We start from the raw sequence: 21721 nt of genomic DNA on the forward strand, positions 1-21721 counted from the left end.
ATCCAATTCATTTGTATGATGCCTGCATCCAGCTGTACATTAACTACCTGTATTGATCTGATGATACTGTTCAGGGGAAATCAGCACTTCACGCGGCTTGCTGCCCTCGTACGGCCCTACTACTCCATGTGCTTCCAGCGAATCGATCAACCGGGCGGCGCGTGTATAACCGACACGCATCCGACGCTGCAGCAGCGATACGGAAGCCTGTTTGGCTTCGATGACAATCTGCATGGCTTGATCATACAGCTCATCTTTTTGCTCATCCAAGGCAGCAGCGGTATCATCTATTTCCGGTACGATATCATTGTTATACTGGGCCTCGCCCTGACTGCGGCAATACTCGACGATTGTCTCGACTTCCTGGTCGGACATGAATGCTCCCTGTACACGTACCGGTTTGGAAGAACCTACCGGCATAAACAGCATATCCCCACGTCCGAGCAGTTTCTCAGCTCCGCCCATATCCAGAATTGTCCGGGAATCAATCTGGGAAGAGACACCAAAGGCAATCCGGGATGGAATATTGGCTTTGATGACACCGGTAATAACATCAACTGAAGGACGCTGGGTAGCGATAATCAAATGAATTCCGGCTGCCCGCGCCATCTGAGCCAGACGGGCAATGGCATCCTCTACGTCTCCTGCCGCAACCATCATCAAGTCAGCGAGTTCATCGACGATAACGACGATATAAGGCAGAATTGCATCCGGATTATCTTTCATCAGGTTATTATAACCTTCCATATTACGGGTGCTTGATTTGGAAAACAGGTCATATCGTTTTTCCATTTCCACAACGATTTTTTTCAAAGCCAGCGATGCGCGGCGCGGATCGGTAACGACCGGCGCCAGTAAATGCGGAATACCATTGTATATATTCAGCTCGACCATTTTGGGATCGACCATCAGGAATTTCACTTCATCCGGTTTGGCTTTGTACAGAATACTTGTAATGATACCGTTGATACATACCGACTTACCTGAGCCTGTAGCACCCGCTACCAGCAAGTGGGGCATTTTGGCTAAATTGCCAATAATCGTCTGTCCGGCGATATCCCGTCCAAATGCGATCGACAGCTTGGCTTCGGATTCCTTGAAGATCTGAGTCTCCATTACTTCGCGCATTGTTACCATGGAGACTTCGTTGTTCGGCACTTCGATCCCAATCGCGGATTTGCCCGGTATCGGGGCTTCCATGCGTATATCCTTGGCAGCCAGAGCCAGAGCAATATCGTCCGTCAATCCGACGATCCGGCTTACTTTTACCCCCACATCAGGCTGAATTTCGTAGCGCGTAACCGCCGGTCCCCGGACCACTTCTAGTACTTTGGCTCGTACACCAAAGCTCTCCAGTGTCGTCTCCAGCTTGCGCGCGATCAGCATATAATCATTCTGATCACTGGCATTGACGACATTTTTGGGCATAGCCAGCAGGTTGAAAGGCGGCAGTTTGTACGGCTTCGGCGGAGGCGGTGCAAGAACGGCCGCTACTTGGGCTTCCGTAGAAGCAGCTTCTTCTGCTATAGCGCTCGCCGGCTCTCCCATAGCACCAGAGAGAGTGGCTTCAGTATGCTGATCATCGCTATCCCTATCGGAATGGCTGACAGCAGTCGGCATAATATCAGTAATTGCTTCTGCCTCATTCATTGGAAATACGACACTGTCAGCCAGCGATACTGCCGGAGCAGTCGTCAAGTTGTCATCAGCCCCATGCCCCTGCTCTGTGGACAATATAGACGATGATTCCGCCGGACTGTCTGCCGGTTGATCTCCATAACGTTCGGAACGGATTTGCTCAAAAAAGTCACGGATAATAAGCGGCTTCTCTTGAGTCCTAACATCAGATTCCGCCTCCGGCTCTACCTGCACATCATCCCATAGATCATCTTCATCTTTTGCAGAAAGAGATTGCTGTGTATCTGCTAGCGAAGAAGCCGAATCCACTTTCGTCCCTCGCTCGGCAGCGGCATATGCTTTGATAGTCTCTATCAGGTCATCGGTTACACTATCATATGCAGGCTGCTGCGGTTCGGCAGGCTCCGGCGTTGTATCCAGTTTGCTTCCCCAGTTAAACAATCCCTTTTTCTTACGAGGATTATTTTCTTCCGCATCCTCATCTTCCGACTCCTGATAAGCTTCCATCTCTGCTGCTTCCGCTTCCGCCGCCAACTCGCGTTCACGGCGCTGCTCGGCAAGCGCTTCACGGGATGTATTCCATTGCGACTGCATTGCTGCTCCTGCTTTGGTACCATACATGCGAATTTTCTCCAGCAGGTCCACGACAGACAGCTGTGTAATGAGCATTAGACTGATAACGAGCATGACTCCGGCGATCAACTTCGTGCCGATTATGCCAAACAGCATCATAAACAGCCACATCTGTACCGCACCAATATATCCTCCTGCCGCCTGTCTGGCGGGCAATAAGGTTAGCTGATCGACCGGAACATAGATCAATACACTCCATAGAGTCAATGTACATACGAGCATGACCAATCCGCTTAAACGGCTGTTCCAGCCTCGTGCCCAGCGCTGCCGCAGCATGGTCATCAATCCAATATAGGCTCCTGCAAGAGGAAGTACAAAGTACATTTTGCCAAGAATAAATGACGTTATGTAGTAAAGAAAATGACCGACAGCAGCCTGCCTGGATAAAGCAATGACCGATATCGTGATCAGAATAATCCCATAAATTTCATATTTTAGCAGGCTCAATGCAGGAGCCTTCGGTTGACGTTTGCGGCTGGCCGGTTTGCGCTTTGCCGTCTGCGTAGTCTTTGTCGTTTGACGCGCAGTGGATGGCGGCGATTTCCGGGTTGATTTTTGTGTTGTTTTGGGTTTGTTGGCCGTTTTGGTCTTAGCCACCTGTCACCACCTCCGATGCATTATTATATCATATTCTGTGCAGTATAGGTCCTCTTGTTAGTGCTATCTTTAGGGATAGATAATATCCCATAACTTACCGAAAATCAGTCTATATCGGGATCAAACAACTCCCTATTACTGATTTTAGACATGACAAAACCCCTGTCCTCGCATGGGACCGTCCAATATACCATGCGAGGAGCAGGGGCGACTGGTTGCCTCTTACTCGTTATGCTTATTTAACATGTGATCAAACTTCCATAATAATTGGCAGAATCATCGGTCTGCGGCGTGTTTGCTCATACAGGAAGCGGCCCAGTGCGTCTTTGACGCTAGTCTTCAGGGAAGCCCACTCATTTACATTCTCACTCATCAGACGCTGCAGCGTACTGGTTACGATGCGGTTGGCTTCATCCAGCAGTCCTTCGGATTCACGTACATATACGAAACCGCGGGAGATGATATCCGGACCGGATACGATCTGACCGTTCTGCTTGCTCAGCGTAACGACTACGACCAGAATACCATCCTGGGACAGCAGTTTGCGGTCACGCAATACAATGTTACCTACATCTCCTACACCCAGACCGTCGATCAGTACGTTACCGGAAGTGACTTTACCGGCTTTACGTGCAGAACCGCCATGGATCTCTACTACATCACCAATATCTACGATAAAGATATTGTTAGGATCTACACCGACCGATTCGCCCAGCAGAGCATGTCTGCGCTGCATACGATATTCACCGTGAATCGGAAGGAAGAATTTTGGTTTCATCAGGTTAAGCATCAGCTTGAGCTCTTCCTGAGAACCATGACCGGATACGTGAACGCCCGGGTTCGCGCCGCTGTAGAATACGTTGGCACCAAGACGGAACAGTTCATCAATTGTACGGCCGATATATTTTTCATTACCCGGTACTGGTGTAGCCGCAATAATAACGGTATCTCCAGGCAGGATGTCTACTTTGCGATGTGTGGAGCGGGCCATCCGCGTCAGTGCTGACATTGGCTCACCCTGGCTGCCAGTGGACAGGATAACGACACGGTCCGCTGCCATTTTGTTGACTTCTTCCGGTTCGATCAGCATGCCATCAGGAATCTCCAGGTAACCAAGATCTTCGGCAATACCTACGACGTTAACCATACTGCGACCGATAACGGTCACTTTGCGGCCTGTAGCTGCTGCTGCATTAATGACCTGCTGAATCCGGTGTACGTTGGATGCAAATGTTGCTACAACTACACGCTGGGATGCTTTGCGGAAGATATCTTCCATCACAATCCCTACATTTTTCTCTGAAGGGGTGTATCCTGGTCTGTCTGCATTGGTACTGTCTGACAGAAGTGCCAGTACACCTTTACTGCCAATCTCAGCCATACGCTGCAGGTTAGCAAATTCGTTGTTCACCGGAGTATGGTCAAATTTGAAGTCACCGGTGTGTACAACGTTCCCTTCCGGGGTAGCCAGGCAGATACCGACCGAATCCGGGATACTGTGATTGGTACGGAAGAACGTAGCTGTGAGGGTGCTGCCCAGCTTCACTTCCGAATCTTCATTGATCAGAATCCGTTTGGTTTCACCAAGCAGATTTGCTTCTTTGAGTTTGTTCTCTACCAGACCGATAGTTAATTTGGTACCGTATACAGGTACGTTCAGGTGTTTGAGCACATAAGGCAATCCGCCGATGTGATCTTCATGGCCGTGAGTTAACAGGATACCGCGAACTTTATCACGATTTTCTGTCAGATACGAGATATCGGGAATAACAATATCGATCCCCAGCATATCCTCTTCCGGGAACTTGAGGCCGGAGTCGATGACAACAATATCATTTCCATACTGAACGACATACATGTTTTTACCAATTTCACCGACGCCGCCCAGCGCAAAGATCGTCAGTTTTTCGTTGTTTGTTTTTTTGGACAATGTAATCTATACCTCCTATGAATGTTGGACGTCGTTTTAATATTTATAAACAAAAATGACTACACTTATACATATATTCATTGGCAAAACTAACCGAAAATGTTGGCTATGACAATATAAACTGACTATACAGCCAATTGGATATGCAAGAAACCAGCATCCGAAAGTTTCATTTTCTTGCATGGTTTGCCGATTTTGCCGAACGCTCTGCCTGACAAAGAATTCTATCAGCAAACTCTATTACTTTATACCGCACCCAGTCACTTGAGAATATTATACATGATTAAAAAACAAAAACACAAGTCATGTTTATCTTATGCGCTGACAGCGTATGTAAAATCCTTTTACAGCAAGGAATTTTCTTTGTTGCCTGGTGCAAGTCCAGTCGACTGCCGCAGGATGATATCTGTCCTCTATCCGTTTATTTGCATAAAAAATAGCCGCCTGTTTCCAGACGGCTATGAAAGACTGCTCTATAATTTACAATGAAATTATGGAAAATAAGAATACAGCTGTAATGCTGCTTACAGAAGTGCGTCGATAAATTCACGCTCAGCAGCTGTCGGCGCCAGTAATGGTAGACGCAGATTGCCGTTACCGTACCCTTTGCGGGACATCGCGTACTTCACTGCAGCCGGGTTGGGCAGCGGGTCCGGACAGGCAAACAGCCCCTGGAACACAGGCAGCAGCTGCTGATTTATACGGGCGGCCTGCTGATAATCACCGTGCAGATGTGCCTGAATCATCTCGGCCATCTTGGCACCAACCACATGACTGGCTACGCTGATGACCCCATGAGCCCCTACAGCTATGGCTGCAAAGCAGGTGGCATCTTCACCGGAATAGACACGGAATCCTTCCGGAGCATGACCGGCAATCTGCGTGACCTGCTCAATAGAAGCACATTCCTTGGTGCCTACGATATTGCTGATTTCCGCCAATTTAAGCGTTGTTGCTGCCGACAGGCTCGCTACGGTACGTCCCGGCACATTGTACAGGATAATCGGCAGCTCTGTCGCTTCCGCAATCGCTTTGAAATGAGCATATATGCCTGCCTGACTCGGCTTGTTGTAATAAGGAACAACCAGCAGTATTCCATCCACTCCGCGCTTGGCTGCTTCCCGTGTCAGATGAATGGAGTGTTTTGTATTATTGCTGCCCGTTCCTGCAATAATTTTGCAGCGGCCCGCGGCATGTTTCACGGCAAAATCAAACATTCCCAGCTTTTCTTCGTCACTGAGTGTCGGTGATTCGCCGGTAGTTCCGCAGACGATGAGTGCATCGGACTTTTGCTCATCAATCAAATAATCTATTAAACGGCCTGTTGCTTCCCAATCGATCTCATCCTGATCATTAAAAGGAGTAATCATCGCCGTCATCAATCTACCAAAGTCTACCACTGTATTTCCTCCTTCAATAGGGAACCGGACCGATCAGACGTGCAGCTGAAACTTATTATGCAGCGCTCGTACCGCCTGCACCATATCTTCCTTCTTTACCAGCACCCATATGGTTGTGTTGGAGTCAGCCGATTGCAGAATGGATATGTTTTGTTCAGTCAGGGCTGCGACGATCTGGGCCATAATTCCGGGTACTCCGCTGATTCCGCCTCCGACGACGGATACTTTGGCACAGCCCGACAGACTGGAAGGATTCAGGTTCATCTCTTCCAGCACCGCCAGTGCACGCTGTGCTTCATTGTCAAATACGGTATATACCGCTCCATAAGGCGTTACATTAATAAAGTCCACACTGATCCGGTTCTCGGCCATCGCCTGGAACACTTTCAGCTGCAGCTGTTCAATGCCTTCCTGCTGGCTTACGGTAATCTGGGTCACGTTATTAACATACGTAATTCCGGTTACAAACCGGTCCACTACACCGCCCGGTGAGTCGACAAACTGCTCCGGCTGGGTAACCAGTGTACCTTCACCCTCTGCAAACGTCGAACGGACCCTTACCGGCACCTGGGCCTGCATGGCGATCTCGACAGCACGGGGATGAATCACTTTGGCTCCCTGATGAGCCATATTACAAATTTCTGTATAGCTAACATAGGCAAGCGGCTTGGCATCTTCCACAATACGCGGATCCGCCGTCAAAATGCCGTTTACATCCGTATAAATATCTACCATGTCGGCATGCAGGGCAGCTCCAAGTGCTGTCGCAGATGTATCGCTGCCTCCGCGACCAAGTGTCGTTAGATCGCCTGCTTCACTCTGTCCCTGAAAACCGGTCACAATAACGACTTTGCCGGCTTCCAGTTCACGCAGCACCCGCTCCGGACGTACAGCCAGAATACGGGCATTGCCAAAGTTATCATCCGTAATAAACCCTGCCTGAGCGCCCGTAAGCGCCACAGCAGGGATTCCTTCGCTCGACAGCATACCGCTCAGGGTCACAGCCGATATAATCTCGCCGCAGCCCATCAGCAGATCCCGCTCGCGTGCAGAAGGAATACTGCCGTTAAGAACCATGCTCTCCAAAAGGGTATCTGTCGCATAAGGATCGCCGCTGCGTCCCATGGCAGATACCACGACGACAAGCTTGACCTGACGGGCAAGCTCGCGTCTGATATGCCGCAGCACATGCTCTCTCGCCTCAGGGGAGGAGAGCGATGTGCCGCCGAATTTTTGTACCAATATACTTTGTTTTTGCATTAAGGTTGCCATAGTGATAATATGCCTCCGTTAGCTGCTAACTGCTGCTGTTTTTGCTGCAATGATCTCGGCGATTTGCACAGCGTTCCATGCTGCACCTTTGAGAAGGTTATCCGAGACGATCCACATGTTGAGACCCCGCTCATCTCCCAGATCACGACGCAGACGGCCGACGAATACGTCGTTCTTGCCTGCTGCTTCGGTAGCCAGAGGGTAAGCCTGGTTAGATGGATCGTCGACAAGAGTCACTCCCGGCGCATTTTGAAGAAGCTGTTTCACTTCGTCCAGATCAAAGTCCTGCTTAAGTTCCACATAAACGGACTCGGAATGACCATAGACGACCGGAATGCGTACGCAGGTCGTTGTGACTTTGATCGATTCGTCCTCCATAATCTTCTTCGTTTCCCGTACCATTTTCATTTCTTCCAGTGTATAACCGTTATCCTGAAATTTATCAATCTGCGGGATGGCATTAAAAGCAATCTGATGCTTGACCGGCAGTGAACCGACCGGCAGAATATCCGGTTCAACGGTTCATTATCCAGTACAGATTTGCTTTGACGCTTCAATTCTTCAATGGCCTGATTACCTGCTCCAGATACCGCCTGATAGGTCGACGCAATAATACGTTCGATTCCGTAGCGGTCATAGAGCGGCTTCAGAGCAGCTACCATCTGAATGGTGGAACAGTTCGGATTGGCGATAATTCCCTTATGGTCGGCGATGCGATCTGCATTGACTTCCGGCACGATCAGAGGTGTATCCGGGTCCATACGGTAGGCATTGGTGTTGTCAATACATACTGCACCATGACGTACAGCATGTGGTGCCAGTGCCTTACTGATGTCGCCACCGGCACTGAACAGGGCAATATCGATCCCTGCAAAGCTATCCGGGGTGGCCTCTTCTACAGTCACTTCCTGGCCTTTAAAAGTCACCTTTTTACCAGCAGAGCGTGCGGAAGACAGTAGCTTCAGTGTCTTCACCGGGAAATCCCGCTCTTCAAGCAATCTTACAATTTGTTGTCCTACTGCTCCTGTCGCACCAACGACAGCCACATTAAAGAATTGATTAGACATCTAGCATCTCTCTCCCCTTTGGTATTCCAGGGTCTATGTACAACAAGAGCTGATCAAAGACACAAACGGCGGTCCTTGTACAGACCACCGCAGACCCTGGCCGGCTTGCGCCGGAATATAATTTCAGTATCCTGCAATAATTGTAGAAATGATATCATTCCCTGTTATATCTTTCAACTGTTTCGCAAAAATGAATTTAACACAATAAAGTATTACTTCGTTCCTGTGTGTCCGAATCCACCTGCTCCACGTACCGTCTCCGATAATTCTTCAACCTGAATCAGATCGGTATCCGGCACAGTCTGAAATACCATCTGTGCCACTCGTTCACCACGGTTGATCACAAAAGGTTCCTGCCCCAGATTAATGAGCAGTACCTTAATCTCTCCGCGATAATCCGCATCGATCGTTCCCGGTGTGTTCAGACAGGTAATTCCGTGCTTGTATGCCAGTCCGCTGCGAGGACGGATCTGCGCTTCCAGACCGGCTGGCATGGCCAGAGCGATGCCGGTTGGTACCAGCGCACGGCTTCCAGGCTCCAGTGTCATCGGTTCGGTCACCGATGCGTACAGATCATAGCCGGAAGCAAGTTCCGACATTCTCCGTGGAAGCTCCAGTCCTTCGCTTCCAGGGAGGGTCTTGATTTCTACCTTAATGGACAAGTTCATCTCTCCTTACATGTGCAATGCTTTTATCCGATCCGCCAACCATTGCCAGCGCATAGGGTTCAGCGAACATATCGTCAATGACCGAACGGATATCTTCCATCGTCACTTCTTCGATATATTGGATGGTCTCATCAACCGTATTATGCTTGCGCAGCATAATTTCGTTTTTGCCGAGACGGTTCATAATGCTGCTTGTGCTTTCCAGACTCAGGATCAGGCTGCCTTTGAGCTGCTGCTTGCCCTGCTCCAGTTCTTCTGCAGTAAGCCCGTTCTGCTTGAGATCCTGCAGCAGTGCATGGGTCAGTTTGAACACATCGCCTGTCTGCTTTGGTGCAGTTCCTGCATAAATGGTAAACAACCCGCTGTCTGCATGCGCAGTATAGTAGGAATATACCGAGTAGGCAAGTCCGCGCTTTTCACGAATTTCCTGGAAAAGTCGGGAGCTCATGCCTCCACCGAGTGCATTGTTGAGCAGTACCATCGCATAGTATCTCGGATCATCTATTTTACCACCTGGGAAGTTCATACAGATGTGATTTTGCTCCGTTTTTTTCTTGCGGAAAATGACCTCACCCTTAAATACCGGTGCTGTTATGATTGGTTCCGGTCCATGCACATCAAAGTCACCGAAATACTTGTCCAGCAGCGGCACGACACTGTCATCAATATTGCCGGCAATGCTGATCACCGTATTTTCTACCGTATAGCGGTCTTTCATAAACAGACGCAGCTGATCCGGTCCCATCGGCTTTAGGCGATCTTCGGTTCCGAGGATCGGATAGGCCAGCGGATGATTGCCATAGGAAGCCATCGTAGCCAGATCATGCACGAGATCATCCGGGTCATCCTCATACATGGAGATTTCCTCCAAAATGACATTTTTCTCCTTGGCCAGTTCATCCGGATCGAGCAGGGAATGGAAAAACATATCCGATAAAATATCCAGAGCGATCTCCAGATGCTCATCCAGCACTTTGGCATAAAAACAAGTATATTCCTTGCTGGTAAAGGCGTTTACGTTGCCGCCAATACCATCAAAAATTTCGGCAATCCGTTTGGCGTCATAACGCTTGGTGCCTTTGAACAGCATATGTTCAATAAAATGCGAAATTCCATTCGTCACCAGACTTTCATTGCGTGATCCGGTTTTGATCCAGATACCAAATGTGACAGAACGGAAGGTAGGCATTTTTTCCATAACGATTCGAAGACCATTGTTCAGTTGTACCCGTTCCATAGGCGGACCTCCCGTTTCATAAATGCATTCCTATCCTAACAGAATATGAGTGTTGACTCAACACGAAGGAATGAAAAAAAGAGACAGAAGAAATTCTGACTCTTTTGGTTAATACTATTCAGCTGCGATTAGAAGAAAGAATAAATCAGGAATTGGCTTTTTCGGATGCATCTGCTGTCAGCAGTACTTTACGTGACAGATTCACACGGCCCTGGTTATCGATTTCCGTAACTTTCACGGTAATCATATCTCCAATGGCTATAACGTCTTCCACCTTGGCTACGCGCTCTGTGGAGAGCTGTGAAATGTGTACCAGACCATCTTTACCCGGCAGAATTTCAACGAAAGCACCGAATTTCTCGATTCGTTTTACTTTACCCAGGTAAGTCTCGCCTACTTTCACTTCACGTACCAGATCTTCGATCATCTTCTGTGCTTTCTGGATCATCTCTTCATCAGAAGAACCGATAAAGACGCGACCATCCTGCTCGATATCAATTTTTACGCCGGTTTCATCAATGATTTTGTTGATGATTTTACCGCCGGGTCCAATAACATCACGGATTTTATCCGGGTTGATATTGATGATAACGATTTTCGGAGCATAAGCGGACAGGCTTGTTCTTGGCTTATCCATGATTTCATTCATTTTGCCGAGGATATGCAGTCGTCCTTCACGAGCCTGGGACAATGCTTCGGACAAAATCGCACGGTCGATACCGTTGATCTTGATATCCATCTGAATGGCAGTAACACCTTCAGCCGTACCGGCTACCTTGAAGTCCATATCCCCGAGATGATCTTCCATACCCTGAATATCGCTCAGAATCGATACGTGATCCTGGTCCTTGATCAGACCCATGGCAATACCGGCTACCGGAGCTTTGATCGGTACACCTGCATCCATCATCGCCAGCGTGCTGGCACAGATACTTGCCTGAGAAGTGGAACCGTTGGATTCCAGAACTTCGGATACGACACGAATCGTGTACGGGAATTCTTTTTCGGAAGGAATTACCTTCGACAATGCGCGCTCACCCAGTGCACCGTGACCGATTTCGCGGCGACCTGGTGGACGCAGTGGACGTGCTTCCCCTACGCTGAATGGCGGGAAATTGTAATGATGCATAAAACGCTTGGATTCTTCCGGTGCAATACCGTCTAGAATCTGTACATCACCGAGTGCACCCAGTGTACAAATGCTCAGTACCTGCGTTTGTCCACGTGTAAACAGACCCGAACCGTGCGTTCTAGGCAGCAATTTCACATCACACTCGATAGGACGGATCTCTTCTAGACGACGTCCATCGGGACGTACTTTGTCATGAGTGATCAGACGACGCACTTCTTCTTTGACAATATCATGAAGAACTTCTTTGACATCGTCCATCAGATCCGGTGTCTCGGCATACTGCTCTTCAAAATGAGCAACAGCTTCGTCGTTCACTTTGTCGATCGCTTCCTGACGTGCCTGTTTCTCAGCGATTTTCAGCGCATCGACCAGACGTGCAGATGCGAATTCACGCACAGCTGCATTCACGTCGCTGTCTACCGTATGCAGTTTTACTGCCATTTTCGGTTTGCCGACAGCTTGTACCAGTTCTTCGATCGTTGCAATAATGCCACGGATTTCATTGTGACCAAACATGATCGCTTCCAGCATGATATCTTCCGGCAGCTCATTCGCTTCCGCTTCAACCATCATGATCGCGTCTTTGGTACCTGCAACGACCAGATACATTTCGCTTACTTCCTGTTGTGCCAGTGTAGGGTTGACGACGAATTCGCCATCCACACGACCTACAGCCACGCCGCCAATCGGTCCGTCGAACGGAACATCCGAAATGCTGAGTGCTGCAGAAGTACCGATCATTGCAGCGATCTGAGGCTCACAATCCTGCTCTACGCTCATGACGTAGTTAGCTACCTGAACATCGTTACGGAAGCCTTCCGGGAACAATGGACGAATCGGACGGTCAGTCAGACGGCTCGCCAGAATGGCTTTCTCGCTCGGTCTGCCTTCACGTTTGATGAATCCGCCTGGAATCTTACCTACAGCGTACAATTTTTCCTCGTAGTTTACAGTTAACGGGAAAAAGTCCAGATCTTTGGGTTCAGAGGAGGCTGTTACTGTACAGAGCACTGCGGTGTCTCCGTAGCGTACCATTACGGCTCCATTGGCCTGTTTAGCCAAACGGCCTGTTTCCAGTGTCAGAGTTCTGCCTCCGAGCTGCATTTCAACTCGCTGTTCCATGAAATTCCTCCTTTTTAGGTCATCATCACTATTCTATAATCAAATCCCAATTCCTGCCGGAAATGATAATCAGTAATCCAAAATATGTGTACTTACAAAAAGCAACCCGGCCGTTGCCGTTGGCTCCGAAAAGACCATACGGCTGAACAACCAGGCTGCTTTGGAATTGCTTTAGTTTTAGCGACGCAGGCCGAGTCTTTCGATCAGCGCACTGTAACGTCTAACATCGGTTTTCTTGAGGTAAGCCAGAAGCTTACGACGTTGACCTACCATTTTCAGAAGACCACGACGGGAATGATGATCCTTTTTGTGGCTGCGGAAATGATCCTGCAGGTTAACGATGTTTTCAGTCAGGATAGCGACTTGTACCTCTGGAGATCCTGTATCGGACTCATGAGTTCTGTACTCTTCGATCAGCTGTTGTTTACGTTCTTGAGTTAATGCCATCCTATTCACCTCCTTAGAATTTTCATAATAATCGCCATTAGCCTCGTTATCGGCGGTGAGACTCGAGTAACCAAGCTAAGGTTGTGTTGACTGTTTACTTGAAACAGCAACGTTAACCAGTATAGCACAACCTGATCATGAATATCAATGTTGTACTACAAATTTATTGCAGGTGTCAGACCAGACGTTTTCTCGCCTCTTCGGCATCGCGTCCGATCTGGGCGACCAGTTCATCAATCGATCCGAACTTTTGCTCTGGACGAATATAATCGATTAATTCCACGGCCAGCTGCTGACCATAGAGATCTCCCTGGTAATCAAAAATATGCGCTTCAAAGCTGGGACGCGTCTCTCCGGTCTGGAATGTAGGCTTGTAGCCAATATTCATTACACCGGTACGCCAAGCGCCTTCTGCCATTACCCGTACCGCATAGACCCCGGATTTGGGCACTACATATTTCTCATTAAGCTCCAGATTGGCCGTCGGGAAACCGATCGTACGGCCCCGCTTGTCGCCATCGATTACTTTGCCGCGGATCTGATAGGGACGACCGAGCAGACAGGCTGCTGTGGCTGCATCCCCTTCACGCAGTGCGCGGCGGATCGCTGTGCTGCTGACTTTGGTTCCTTCCAGCTGAAAAGCAGGCACGGTGTCCACCTGCAGGGATTCCTGTCCCAGCTCCCGGAGAAGCTCCGGATTGCCTGCTCCCTTGTGTCCAAAGTGGAAGTCGAATCCTACCACTGCCGTATGCACCTGTAGAGGACGCAGCATTTCATAGTAGAACTGCTCCGGCGTTACCGTCGAGAAAGCATGATTGAATTGAGCAACATACAGTGTATTCACACCCATGTTACGTAAAATCTCTTCCTTGATGGACAGCGGCGTCAGATAACCTTCATAATCTCCCTTGCCCAGAATTTCCTTGGGATTCGGATTGAAAGTCATTACCGAGGCTGCTATGCCAAGGCTTCTGGCCAGACGGATTCCGTGCTCAATCACACTCGTATGTCCAAGATGCAGCCCATCAAACTGACCAATGGCCATAACTTGGCGATGGTCCGAATGAGGTCTGCCGCCCTCTGCCCAGGGATAGGATAACCTTACGATATTCACTATGATATCACCTGCATTTCCACAATTAGTTCATTTCAGCGCTGCTGTCTGTATTGTAACCCATGAAGATATGGATAGGCTATGCAGGCAAAAACACCTTTACCGGTGCAATCTGCCCGGTCTGCTCATCCTCACGGAAAATTCCGATAAATATCTTTTCCGGACCATATAACTTGAACAAGCCCATACTGCCTTCGTCCAGCTGCTGATTCGTTACAGTGGCAGAAGCATCCTCCACAGGGTGGATATAACGCTTATCAATCTTTTTACCCTGCAGCGTCGAACGGTATAGCGCTTCATCAACCGTAAATGAAGGCAAGCCGGACATCGCCTGATCCGCCGGGATCAGATGCTGCTCCAGTTCGCCGGTCTCCATAAACGCTTCGATCTGTTCAAAGGTCAGACACTGATCCAGCCGGATTCCTGCCGACTGGGTACGCACCAGCTCCACCATCGTAGAAGGGACATGAAGAGCACGTCCTACATCGACACATAGTGTACGGATGTACGTACCTTTGGAACAGAGCACACGGAACGAGACTTCCGGATGAGTGCCCGGTTTCCAGCCTGTCATTTCCAGACTGTAAATGATCACTTCCCGTGCCTTGCGTTCCACAGTCTTGCCTTCACGAGCCAGCTCATACAGACGCTTGCCATCCACTTTGACAGCGGAATACATGGGCGGCACCTGCGAGATCGTGCCGATCATGCTCTGTAAAGCCGCATGCACCTGCTCCTCGGTTAGCTGTACTTCGTCTACCTGCTCGGTAATCTCACCGGTGAGATCCTCTGTATCGGTAGCAATACCAAAGCGCAGCGTTGCCTCATACTCTTTGGGCATTTCCTGCAAATATTCCACGATACGCGTAGAACGCCCCAGACATAGCGGCAGTACGCCGGTGACGGCCGGATCAAGTGTACCGGTATGACCGATACGCTTCATCCGTACCAGACGGCGAACTTTGGCTACTACATCATGGGAAGTAAATCCTGCCGGCTTCTGTACCGCCAGTACTCCGTCAAACTGATTCATAAGGACTCCTTCACCCGCTGCACTACTTTTTCAATGACTTCATTCAGACTGCCTTCGAGTCTGCAGCCTGCTGCTTTGATATGCCCGCCGCCGTCAAATTGCTGGGCAATGGCTGCTACATCCACTTTACCGGCAGAACGCATACTTGCTTTTACCGCGTTGTCGTTGATCACTTTGAAGAAAATGCCAACTTCAACACCCTGAATATTCCGGGTAAAGTTAACAATGCCTTCGAGATCCTCGTTCTCGGCTCCCGCCTGGATCATATGCTCAGGCGTTACGTACACATAGGCAATCTTGCCGTCAGCTGTCAGTTCCAGGGTGGATAAGGCAAGTGCCAGTACTTTGACCTGCGCCAGGGTTACTTCCTCCAGCAAGGTCTCTGCCAGCTCGGGACCATTGACTCCCAGCTCTAGCAGCCTGGAAGCAATCTCCATTACCTTCGGAGAAGTGCTGGAATAGCGGAAACCGCCCGTATCGGTCAACAAGCCTGTATAGATCGCTTCTGCCGCTTCGGTGGTCCAGTCTACATCAAAGCAGTTAAACCAGTCATACAGCACTTCAGCTGTAGCTGCAGCATCCGGTTTGATCACATTGACTGTGCCAAATCCGTCATTGGTTGGATGATGATCTATGTTTAGAATAGCGGCTGATTCTGCCATCCATTCTTTTACTAAGCCTACACGCTTAAAGTCTGCACAGTCGACGCAGATTATGTTCTGATATTCACGTTGTCCTCCATCGGACAGCTGGTTGATAATCTGATCAGACAGCGTGAGATAATTCATACGCTTCGGAATCGGACCTTCATTGACCAGTGTGAATTTTTTGCCCAGACAAGACAGAAGCCAGCCCACTGCTACAGTGGAACTGACTGCGTCTCCGTCCGGCTGAACATGCGAAACCACCAGAAAATCATCGTGCTCCTCAACGAATGCTTTCGCATCAAGAAGCGCTTGTTCATAGGTCTGCATTGCCGTCTCCTTTGAAGTTACTCTTTGGAAGAATCTTCATTACGGTGGATCTGATTGATCAACTGGTCAATCCGATTGCCGTAGGCAATGGACTCATCAATTTTGAAAATCAGTTCCGGTGTATGACGCAACCGGATGCGCTTGCCGATTTCGGAGCGCAGGAACCCGGATGCTTTTTCGATTCCTTTCAGAGAACCTTGTTTTTGTTCATCATCGCCCAGTACGCTGAGGTAAACCTCAGCCTGGGAGAGATCATTGGTAACATCTACACCGGTAACGGTCACAAAACCGATACGCGGATCTTTGAGTTCATTTTGGATGAGCAGACTCAGTTCTTTTTTGATCTGTTCGCCTACTCGTCCTGTTCTGATCTTAGCCATTCTTTTTCACCTCGCGATTAGCGCTCTACAGCTTCCATGATAAAGGCTTCGATAACGTCGCCTTCCTTAAGATCATTGTAGCCATCCAGCGTAATACCACACTCGTAACCCTGTGCCACTTCTTTGGCGTCATCTTTGAAACGTTTGAGGGAATCGATCTTGCCCTCAAAGACAACGATGCCGTCACGGATCAGGCGGGTCTCTGCAGAACGGGTGATTTTGCCGGAAGTAACCATACAACCTGCAATTGTACCGACTCTGCTGATTTTGAATGTGCTGCGGACTTCTGCATGTCCAATAACCACTTCTTTGTATTCCGGATCGAGCATACCTTTCATAGCCTGCTCAATCTCTTCAATTGCACTGTAGATAACGCGATGCAGACGGATATCTACTTTTTCCTGCTCGGAAGTTTGCTTCGCTTGTACGTCAGGACGTACGTTAAAGCCGATAACGATCGCATTGGAAGCTGCGGCCAGGATAATATCGGACTCGTTGATTGCACCTACACCGCGGTGGATAATTTTGACGCGTACGCCTTCCACCTCGATTTTTTCGAGAGAGCCTTTGAGAGCCTCTACGGAACCCTGCACATCACCTTTGATGATGACGTTCAGATCTTTGATTTCACCGTCTTTGATATGCTGGAATAGATCATCCAGCGTGACGCGTGTATTGGCACCCAGCTCGGACTGACGATGTGTAATCGCACGTTTATCAGCAATCGAACGTGCTTTACGCTCATCTTCAAATACCATGAACGGATCGCCTGCCTGTGGCACTTCCGTCAGACCGGTAATTTCAACCGGTGTGGAAGGACCTGCTTCTTTGAGGCGGCGTCCCTTATCATTTACCATCGCACGGATACGTCCGAAACAGTTACCTGCAACAAAAGCGTCTCCGACTTTGAGGGTACCATGCTGTACGAGAATACGAGCTACCGGACCGCGTCCTTTATCCAGCTCGGCTTCAATGACTGCACCACGGGCACGCTTGTCCGGGTTCGCTTTGTAGTCGTTCACTTCAGCGATCAGCAGGATCATTTCCAGCAGTTCTTCGAGACCTGTACGCTGCTTGGCAGATACATTAACGAAGATGGTGTCTCCACCCCACTCTTCCGGTACGAGTTCATACTCGGTGAGTTCCTGTTTTACTTTATCCGGATTTGCACCCGGCTTATCGATTTTGTTGACAGCTACGATAATTGGCAGGCCTGCCGCTTTGGCATGGTTAATTGCCTCTACCGTCTGTGGCATAACGCCATCATCCGCTGCAACCACGATGATTGTAATATCGGTTACCTGTGCACCACGAGCACGCATAGCTGTAAATGCTTCGTGACCCGGTGTATCGAGGAAAGTGATTTTTTTCTTATTAATTTCTACCTGGTATGCGCCGATATGTTGAGTAATACCGCCTGCTTCGCCGCCTGTTACATTCGTGGAACGAATGGCATCAAGCAAAGTGGTTTTACCATGATCGACGTGACCCATAATAGTAACAACCGGTGGACGTGCTTTCAGATCTGCTTCTTCATCGACTTCTTCCACTGTCTCAAAGCGATCATCTTCCACTGCGATTTTCACTTCAACTTCTACGCCATAATCATCAGCAAGCAGCTGGATGGTATCCAGATCAAGCTCCTGGTTGATTGTAGCCATAACGCCGCTGCTGATCAGCTTTTTGATAACTTCGGAAGCATCCTTGTGCAGCAGTTTGGCTGTTTCGCCAACCGTCATCTCACCGCGAACGATGATTTTTTTAGGCGTGTTGTCGATTTTCTCGCGCGGAGGCTGGTTGTAGTTCTGGTTACGTCCGCCACGGCCTTTGCCGCCACGACCGTTACGGTTACCACCGCCACCACGGCTGTTATCGAAACGTCCGCCACCACCGCCACTGCCGCCGCGGTTATTGTTGCTGCGGTTACCGCCGCCACTGCTGCTGCCACGGTTACCACCGGAGTTAGAACTTGATCCTGTTCCACCGCTCTGGGCAGTTCTTACCTGGCCTGAAGGCTGACGGTTCTGTGAACTGCTGCTGGATTGAGGACGGGCTGCTGCACTGCTAGGCTGGCGAGTGCCACCTGTAGTACTGCGATTACTCTGTTGACCGGTGGAAGTTCCACCCTGTGAACTGCGGTTACCCTGTTGGCCGGACGAAGATCCGCCTTGTGCACTACGGTTACCTTGTTGACTTGACGACGAGTTAGAGCGGTTACTGCTTGTACCGCTTTGGGACCTATTATTCCCGTTGGTTGAGTTGTTCTGATTTTTTATATCCATACCTACCTGCTTTTCCTGTCTATTTTTTTCGCGTGACGTCGAAGAAGCGTCCGCTGTTGTTGGCTGTCCAGTGCTTGGGTTATCCGCAGCATTGGATTTAATATTTTTAAAAAAACCTTCGACTTTGGTGACAGCGTCATTTTCTATGACGCTCATATGATTGTTGACCGGTACATTCAGTCTTTTCAAGATCGTAATGATTTCTTTGCTGCTCATATTGAGAGATTTCGCATATTCATAAACTCTCAGTTTATCCTTCTGCTCCTGTGTGCTCAATATATTCCACCTCCGACGAATCCCCTATTCGTTTGCGGAGAAGCTTGGCGAACCCGTTGTCGGTCAATGCCAGCACGACACGGCCATCCTTTCCGATGCTTGTTCCCAGCTGATCACGATCGTAACCGATGAGCAGAGGGATCTGGTAACTGGTGCATTTATCACGGAATTTCTTTTGCGTGTTGGCTGAGGCATCCCCGGCCAGGACGACAAGTGAAGCATCGCCGGAACGAATCGCTTTGAGCACGAGTTCGTCCCCGGATAACACTTTACCAGCCCGCATTGCAAGACCGAGTAGGGATAATTCGTTATTCATTAGCGTCTCTCTCCTGCACTGAACTGAAATTGCTTTCTACGCTGCTAAACTCGCTGGCAAGCCGTTCATATATTTCCGGACTTACCGGCACTTTGAGCGCGCGGTCAAACGCACGACTCTTCTGTGCCAGCTGAAAGCAGGCCATATTGCCGCATACATAAGCGCCACGACCCGATTTCTTACCGGTCAAATCAATCTCCACCGTTTCTTCCGGTGTACGTACGATGCGAACCAGCGTTTTCTTGGGCATCATTTGCTGGCAAGCGACACATTTGCGCAGCGGTATCTTTTTGGTCTTCAATGGTACCATCCCCCTTCAAACTTATGAACTCTCCCGATTGCCATCATGCACACACATCAGAACGGCCACGGCAAGCAGCGGCCTGTAAGAGAGTCCAATCCTGCAAGTAATGGGAAAGGTTAGTCAACCGATACGGAATCCTGATGCATTTCTTCGCCCATTTCTCTCGGACGTCCAAATTCTTCTTCTGCCTGTGTCTCGCTCTTGATGTCGATTTTCCAGCCAGTCAGTTTGGCGGCAAGGCGCGCATTCTGACCTTTGATACCGATCGCCAGGGAAAGCTGGTAATCCGGTACAATGACGCGGGCCATCTTCTCTTCCTCGAACACTTGAACTTCGAGTACTTTGGAAGGGCTCAGCGCGTTGGCTACGTATTCTTCCACACTCTCCGAATAGCGGACGATATCGATCTTCTCGCCGCGCAGTTCACCGACGATAGTCTGTACGCGTATGCCGCGAGGGCCTACACAGGAACCGACAGGATCGACTTCCGTATTACGGGAATACACTGCGATTTTGGAACGGAAGCCGGCTTCACGAGCCACCGAGCGGATCTCTACTACGCCGTCAAAAATTTCCGGCACTTCCAGCTCAAACAGACGTTTCAGCAAACCAGGATGTGTACGTGAAAGTATAATCTGAGGTCCTTTGGTCGTGTTTTCCACTTTGGTGATGTAGCCTTTGATACGCTCGTTCATGTTGAACTTCTCATTCGGCATCAATTCGGTCAAAGGCAGTACCGCTTCTACTTTACCCAGATCGACGTAGATGTTACGTGCATCCTGGCGCTGTACAATACCGGTGACGATATCTTCTTCTTTATCAATAAAAGCATTATAAATGAGTCCGCGTTCAGCTTCACGGATACGCTGTGTAACAACCTGCTTCGCAGTTTGCGCAGCAATACGTCCGAAATCACGTGGAGTGACTTCGATCTCTGCTACGTCTTCCAGCTGGAAGTGCGGGTTAATCTCACGAGCGGAAGCAACCGAAATCTCAGTGCGCTCATCCAGTACTTCTTCCACGACCATTTTACGGGCAAAGACTTTGATCGCCCCGGTGTTGCGGTTCATATCGACCCGCACGTTTTGCGCAGTATTGAAATTGCGCTTGTAACTGGAAATAAGCGCCGCTTCGATCGCTTCGAATAGAATATCCTTGCTGATCCCCTTTTCGCGTTCCAGCTCATTCATTGCTTCAATAAAATCCATACTCATGGCTTTCAAGATCCCCCTTTCAAAAAACTACCGTTTTAAAAAATGATTGCCAGTCTGGCGCTGGCTACTTTTTCATATGGAATAGTGTAACGTTTCTTGCCCGCTTCAATGAGCATGTCTTCATTATCAAAGGAGAGCAGCCGCCCCTCAAATTCCTTGGACCCATCCACTGGTTCATATGTTGTTACAAATACGTCTTTTCCGACTGCTTTGAGAACATCCGACTCTTTTTTGAGAGGACGTTCAGCTCCCGGTGAGGAAACTTCCAGAAAGTAAGGATCTTTGATCGGATCATTGGCATCCAGCTGCTCACTTAAATACTCACTAACCCGGCCGCAATCATCGATATCAATGCCGCCTTCTTTGTCCACAAATACGCGGAGAAACCAGTTCTTACCTTCTTTTACATATTCCACATCGACCAGCTCAAACCCATGTTCCTCCAAAAATGGCTGTACCATTTCCTCGACGGTCGTTTTAATCTTTGGTGTACTCAAACAATCCAACCCTCCATCGCCTCAGAATCCCTTATTCAAATGAGCGCTGCCGAATGGCGTATAACTGCTGCATCTTAAAGAAAATCGAACCAAATAAGAATCTTTCGGTTCGATCTTTTCCATAGGCTATACCGTATACCTTTATTCAACAACCTCATACCAAACAGTAAAGAGTGGGTTTCCCCACT

At 49.1% G+C, this 21721-nt stretch carries 17 protein-coding genes and 1 pseudogene; all 18 read right to left on the reverse strand.

The features are described 5' to 3' along the window. Positions 1–39: 39 nt before the first annotated feature. A complete protein-coding gene (locus tag M1D61_RS13495; protein WP_458119123.1) occupies positions 40–2868 on the reverse strand; it encodes a DNA translocase FtsK 4TM domain-containing protein in 2829 nt (942 codons plus the stop codon). Positions 2869–3118: 250 nt separating this feature from the next. Beyond that, positions 3119–4798: a ribonuclease J gene (locus tag M1D61_RS13500; RefSeq protein ID WP_458119124.1), complete on the reverse strand. Its 1680-nt coding sequence runs from the start codon at positions 4796–4798 to the stop codon at positions 3119–3121. Positions 4799–5322: 524 nt separating this feature from the next. Then, entirely contained in the window at positions 5323–6198 is an 876-nt protein-coding gene (dapA, locus tag M1D61_RS13505) for a 4-hydroxy-tetrahydrodipicolinate synthase (RefSeq protein WP_458119126.1), read from the reverse strand. A gap of 33 nt (positions 6199–6231) precedes the next feature. Then, positions 6232–7470: an aspartate kinase gene (gene dapG, locus M1D61_RS13510; RefSeq protein WP_458119127.1), complete on the reverse strand. Its 1239-nt coding sequence runs from the start codon at positions 7468–7470 to the stop codon at positions 6232–6234. Between the two features lie 18 nt (positions 7471–7488). Further along, positions 7489–8537 (reverse strand): annotated as a pseudogene (locus M1D61_RS13515) (aspartate-semialdehyde dehydrogenase). A 212-nt stretch (positions 8538–8749) separates the two neighbouring features. Further along, complete coding sequence (gene dut / locus M1D61_RS13520) at positions 8750–9205, reverse strand: dUTP diphosphatase (protein ID WP_046215407.1); 456 nt, start codon at positions 9203–9205, stop codon at positions 8750–8752. Then, positions 9189–10442, reverse strand: a complete 1254-nt coding sequence (locus M1D61_RS13525) for a M16 family metallopeptidase (protein ID WP_458119128.1) — start codon at positions 10440–10442, stop codon at positions 9189–9191. The genes dut and M1D61_RS13525 overlap by 17 nt, the downstream gene beginning before the upstream one ends. A 145-nt stretch (positions 10443–10587) precedes the next feature. Continuing rightward, entirely contained in the window at positions 10588–12696 is a 2109-nt protein-coding gene (pnp, locus tag M1D61_RS13530) for a polyribonucleotide nucleotidyltransferase (RefSeq protein ID WP_458119129.1), read from the reverse strand. Positions 12697–12873: 177 nt separating this feature from the next. Beyond that, positions 12874–13143 carry a 30S ribosomal protein S15 gene (gene rpsO / locus M1D61_RS13535; protein WP_017813726.1) on the reverse strand — a complete coding sequence of 90 codons (270 nt, stop codon included), beginning with the start codon at positions 13141–13143 and terminating at the stop codon, positions 12874–12876. Positions 13144–13318: 175 nt separating this feature from the next. Beyond that, a complete protein-coding gene (locus tag M1D61_RS13540) occupies positions 13319–14257 on the reverse strand; it encodes a bifunctional riboflavin kinase/FAD synthetase (protein WP_458119130.1) in 939 nt (312 codons plus the stop codon). A gap of 79 nt (positions 14258–14336) precedes the next feature. Next, the gene (gene truB / locus M1D61_RS13545) at positions 14337–15290 is read right to left on the reverse strand and encodes a tRNA pseudouridine(55) synthase TruB (RefSeq protein ID WP_458119131.1); all 954 of its coding nucleotides are present in this window, start codon (positions 15288–15290) and stop codon (positions 14337–14339) included. Continuing rightward, complete coding sequence (locus tag M1D61_RS13550) at positions 15287–16264, reverse strand: DHH family phosphoesterase (protein WP_458119132.1); 978 nt, start codon at positions 16262–16264, stop codon at positions 15287–15289. Before M1D61_RS13550 ends, truB begins: the two co-directional genes overlap by 4 nt. A gap of 17 nt (positions 16265–16281) precedes the next feature. Beyond that, a complete protein-coding gene (rbfA, locus tag M1D61_RS13555; RefSeq protein ID WP_046215402.1) occupies positions 16282–16644 on the reverse strand; it encodes a 30S ribosome-binding factor RbfA in 363 nt (120 codons plus the stop codon). 17 nt (positions 16645–16661) lie between these two features. Next, positions 16662–19202, reverse strand: a complete 2541-nt coding sequence (gene infB, locus M1D61_RS13560; RefSeq protein WP_458119133.1) for a translation initiation factor IF-2 — start codon at positions 19200–19202, stop codon at positions 16662–16664. Next, positions 19177–19518, reverse strand: a complete 342-nt coding sequence (locus tag M1D61_RS13565) for a YlxQ family RNA-binding protein (RefSeq protein ID WP_458119134.1) — start codon at positions 19516–19518, stop codon at positions 19177–19179. The genes infB and M1D61_RS13565 overlap by 26 nt, the downstream gene beginning before the upstream one ends. Continuing rightward, positions 19511–19819: an RNase P modulator RnpM gene (rnpM, locus tag M1D61_RS13570; RefSeq protein WP_017813719.1), complete on the reverse strand. Its 309-nt coding sequence runs from the start codon at positions 19817–19819 to the stop codon at positions 19511–19513. Before rnpM ends, M1D61_RS13565 begins: the two co-directional genes overlap by 8 nt. A 119-nt stretch (positions 19820–19938) precedes the next feature. Then, complete coding sequence (nusA, locus tag M1D61_RS13575; RefSeq protein WP_458119135.1) at positions 19939–21036, reverse strand: transcription termination factor NusA; 1098 nt, start codon at positions 21034–21036, stop codon at positions 19939–19941. 35 nt (positions 21037–21071) lie between these two features. Next, complete coding sequence (gene rimP / locus M1D61_RS13580; protein WP_046215398.1) at positions 21072–21533, reverse strand: ribosome maturation factor RimP; 462 nt, start codon at positions 21531–21533, stop codon at positions 21072–21074. Between the last annotated feature and the right edge of the window lie 188 nt (positions 21534–21721).

The sequence above is a fragment of the Paenibacillus sp. Z6-24 genome (assembly GCF_054161335.1).

What these genes read in the sequence shown, in the direction of transcription:
- pnp (WP_458119129.1), bottom strand. Translation starts at nt 12,696, where the DNA reads ATGGAACAGCGAGTTGAAATGCAGCTCGGAGGCAGAACTCTGACACTG.
- truB (WP_458119131.1), bottom strand. Translation starts at nt 15,290, where the DNA reads ATGAATCAGTTTGACGGAGTACTGGCGGTACAGAAGCCGGCAGGATTT.
- rbfA (WP_046215402.1), bottom strand. Translation starts at nt 16,644, where the DNA reads ATGGCTAAGATCAGAACAGGACGAGTAGGCGAACAGATCAAAAAAGAA.
- nusA (WP_458119135.1), bottom strand. Translation starts at nt 21,036, where the DNA reads ATGAGTATGGATTTTATTGAAGCAATGAATGAGCTGGAACGCGAAAAG.
- dapG (WP_458119127.1), bottom strand. Translation starts at nt 7,470, where the DNA reads ATGGCAACCTTAATGCAAAAACAAAGTATATTGGTACAAAAATTCGGC.
- rpsO (WP_017813726.1), bottom strand. Translation starts at nt 13,143, where the DNA reads ATGGCATTAACTCAAGAACGTAAACAACAGCTGATCGAAGAGTACAGA.
- M1D61_RS13565 (WP_458119134.1), bottom strand. Translation starts at nt 19,518, where the DNA reads ATGAATAACGAATTATCCCTACTCGGTCTTGCAATGCGGGCTGGTAAA.
- M1D61_RS13550 (WP_458119132.1), bottom strand. Translation starts at nt 16,264, where the DNA reads ATGCAGACCTATGAACAAGCGCTTCTTGATGCGAAAGCATTCGTTGAG.
- dut (WP_046215407.1), bottom strand. Translation starts at nt 9,205, where the DNA reads ATGAACTTGTCCATTAAGGTAGAAATCAAGACCCTCCCTGGAAGCGAA.
- M1D61_RS13525 (WP_458119128.1), bottom strand. Translation starts at nt 10,442, where the DNA reads ATGGAACGGGTACAACTGAACAATGGTCTTCGAATCGTTATGGAAAAA.